We start from the raw sequence: 3648 nt of genomic DNA, 5'->3' as shown, positions 1-3648 counted from the left end.
ATGTCGCTCATGTTTCTGTGTCAAAAAAGCTTTATGATGTGATATTACCACGAACTGTTACTATTTTGGAGATGTCTCAGGTACAAGTCCTGGCATTGAACCCCTCCAACCTTGAATCAAAGAAGCTAAGGGAACGCAGGTATCTCTGAGTAGGGCTTCACTAACAGCAGTTTCCACCCCATTAAGTTTGTTGTACAGGGAAGTCCGACTGACGTTTAACTTAACTGCTTTAGCTTTATAAGCGGCATTTACGGAAGGATGGATTCCACAGACAACCAAGCTCATCAAATTGACTAGACTAGAAAATAGTAAATCCCGGGTGTACTGAACTTCAGCATTGTTCTCAAAAATTCTTTCAATGGAGTCCGGGCTAAATGTTCTTTCCATTAAGGCTCGCATCATCACACTGACTGGGCTGTGTTTAACAAATTTTTCAAAGATAGCATCCAACATTGGAATTACTCTCCCCTGGTTTTTACTGACGAATATTACTTAACTTACCCAAAGAAACAGAAATTCTCGCTCAAGAATCTGCTCCAGGTTGTCTCAAGGGTCACACCCCTGATGTTTTTCCGGTCCCTCCCTCATAGACGATGACTCTATGAAGTTCAACACAACGAGCCGGGCCACTCAAATCTTAGAACCCCATTATCCCTTCTCATCGGGAGCCAAACCTGATTCGATTCTATTGTAATTGAAGGGGGCAGGCCTTCTTAGTGTGCAAACGGCACGCTCTATGACGCCATATACTGCCTGAAAGCTCTCAATGGCTAGGAAATGACCTCGTTTGTATTAGCTTCCCTGGACCAAGTTCGCTCTGTCAACAGGTATTTTTGATTCATTTGAGCGCCACCTTATATACAGCACCCCCTAAAGTTACCCTTTATAAGGTGTCATTAATTTCTGATATTTGAGAATTCATGGAGCCTAAAAGGAGCCATTTTAGGCTCCTTTTAGGCTCCACACCCGACAAAGTATCGGAATATCAAGGGTTTTGGCCTGTTTTTCCATCACCTTGACAGGGCTAACCTTCTACCCCCCACTGAGAAAGCGGATTGAAACCCGACAAAAATTGGTTTGGCCGATGGAACCTGCGGAACTGATTACAGCCATGAAGATGCAAGCCGACAGGGGAGGGTTGCGCTTTGAAGCTGGCTTGAGCCACTCGATTCTCAATGATGTGCAGGGGGAGCCTGGGGCAATGCCACTGCTGCAATATGCCTTGCAGGAACTGTGGAAGCGACGGCGGGGACGCTGGCTGTGCGATGAGGAGTACCAGGCGATCGGTAAAGTCCAAAAGGCAATAGCTAAAACAGCAGATGATTTTTACAATAGCCTACCAGCTAAGAAACAAGAGCAAATCCAGAATATTTTCTTGCGCTTAACTCGCCTGGATAAGAATGCCATACAGGGAGAGAAGCGACGGGACACCCGCCAGCGAGTAGAGTTAGAGGATCTCGTGTCCAGTGCGAGCAATCTGGCAGAGACTAAGAAGTTGGTACAGCAGCTAGCTGGTGAAGGGGTACGGCTAGTAGTCACCAGTCGGAACGAAACTACCGGGAAGGAAGAAGTAGAAGTCGCCCATGAAGCTTTAATCCGCTATTGGCCAACGTTGCAGGAATGGTTGAATCAGAACCGCAACGACTTGCAACTACGAGAAAACATAAATCAGGCGGCAGAAGATTGGCACCAGCACCGGGATCAGCCAGACAAAAACAGCTATTTAATACATCAGGGCGGAAGATTAGAAGATGCAAAAGTGCTGTTGAAACAGCCGAAGTTTGTGCATCTCAACCAAGAAGAAGCTGAATATGTCTTGGCTTGTTTGGAGTTGCGCGATCGCATCCGCAGGCAAGAAAAACAACGCAGACATCGCCTGCTTTTCGCCGCTGTCAGCTCAGCTTTTGTCTTTGCTGGATTTGCTATCTTTGCTGGATATCAGTGGCGGCAAGCAGAAGTTGAGGGAATTCAGGCGTTAAGTAATTCCTCAGAAGCTAAGTTGGAAGTCGATCAATTAGAGGCATTGATAGGAAGTTTACAAGCTGGAAAAGAAGTTAAGCAACTGTGGAGATCAAACACAATTTTAATGAACGAAGTCATGGGCAGGCTGCACAAAGTAACTTATGGAGTCACAGAAATCAATCGCCTAGAAGGGCATAAACGCTCAGTTACGGATGTCAGTTTTAGCCCTGATGGCCAGCTACTGGCGAGTACTGGAGTTGATGGCACAGTTCGTTTGTCAGATTTACATGGCAAAGAACTAATTAAATTTGGAGTGAGTAAAGAGCGTGTTAGAAATATCTACTTTAGCCCGGATGGTCGGCTACTGGCGACTGGTGGTGAGGATGGGACTACAAAATTGTGGGATTTGAAGGGAAACCTAAAGAGGGAATTTCCTAAGCATAAGGGGGTATTTAACATCAGTTTCAGCCCAAATGGTCAGACTATCGCCACTGGTTCTGGGGATGGCATGGTTCGCTTATGGAGTTTGGACGGCAAATTATCAGAAGAATTTCCTGCCCATAATATCGGTAGTAATACAAAAGTCTGGGGTATCAGTTTTAGCCCAGATGGTAAGACTATCGCTACAGGTTCTGGAGACCGCACCGCCAAGTTGTGGGATTTAAACGGAAAACTATTAAGCGAATTTAAAGGGCATAAAGATACGGTGTTTAGTGTTAGTTTTAGTCCCGATGGTCAAAAACTTGCCACTGCCTCTATGGACAGCACTGTCAAGTTGTGGGATTTGAAAGGAAAAGAGTTGAGAGAATTGTCAGGACATAGAGACTGGGTGTTTAGCGTCACTTTTAGTCCGGATGGTCAGAACATTGCCACTGGTTCAAAGGACGGCGTTGTTCGCTTCTGGGATTTGAATGGAAAACTCTTGCAGGAATTTAAAGGGCATTCAGACGCAGTTAGGAGTGTTATTTTCAGCCCAAATGGCAAGCTTTTGGCAAGTGCGGGATACGACAACACTGTCCGCTTGTGGAATTTGCAATATCGCCCGCAGCTAACTGATTTTAAAGGGCACAAAGGGACTGTGTGGAGTGTCAGTTTTAGCCCTGATGGCGAGATCCTAGCAACTGCTGGAGCTGATGGCACTGTCCGCCTGTGGGATTATTTATCAGGCGAGCAGTTAGGGGAATTTAAAGGTCATAAAGGTGTAATTTGGAAGGTGAGTTTTAGCCCGAATGGCAAACATTTAGCTACATCAGGAGAGGATGGCACCGCTCGCTTGTGGAGTTTATTTGGTAAGCTGTTGCACATTTAAACTGTGATACAAGCATTGCCCTTATTTTTGATTTTGCGACCCCATTTAATTATTAATTCTCCTTCATTTAAGAGACGATGCAATAAATACTCTAGCTCTTCAATAGATGTAAAAAGTCGATTGGAAATATATTCTTTTTTCGAATGCCATACTAATTCAGCTAAGTTATAGTCTGGGCTGTATTCGGGGAGGAATTCTAAATGAAGATTAGGCATTTCTGTTTCAACTTTTTTCAGGTACTCTTCTTTTTTATGAAAACTAGCATTATCAAGGACAATCACTATTTTCGCTCCTTTTTCAGCAAATTCTGAGGCTTGATTACCTGCTGATACCCATTCATTGATTAGCTCTTCATAAAAGAGTTTTAGCACTTGATA

3 protein-coding genes are annotated in these 3648 nt (G+C 44.4%); 1 reads left to right on the top strand and 2 read right to left on the bottom strand.

Annotation, left to right across the window (positions count from 1 at the left end; genetic code table 11):
* Positions 1-60: 60 nt before the first annotated feature.
* Entirely contained in the window at positions 61-453 is a 393-nt protein-coding gene (locus QUB08_RS31460; RefSeq protein WP_333230174.1) for a hypothetical protein, read from the bottom strand.
* 541 nt (positions 454-994) lie between these two features.
* Between QUB08_RS31460 and QUB08_RS31455 the strand changes: the two genes are divergently transcribed.
* Positions 995-3271: a WD40 repeat domain-containing protein gene (locus QUB08_RS31455; RefSeq protein ID WP_333230172.1), complete on the top strand. Its 2277-nt coding sequence runs from the start codon at positions 995-997 to the stop codon at positions 3269-3271.
* Here QUB08_RS31455 and QUB08_RS31450 read toward each other — a convergent pair.
* On the bottom strand, positions 3268-3648 hold a 381-nt coding region (locus tag QUB08_RS31450), incomplete at its 5' end, for a transposase (RefSeq protein WP_333230169.1). The two genes, QUB08_RS31455 and QUB08_RS31450, sit on opposite strands and share 4 nt — an antisense overlap.

Source organism: Microcoleus sp. BR0-C5 (assembly GCF_036705045.1).
Taxonomy (GTDB): Bacteria; Cyanobacteriota; Cyanobacteriia; order Cyanobacteriales; family Microcoleaceae; genus Microcoleus.
This window is presented reverse-complemented; position numbering and strand designations above follow the sequence as displayed.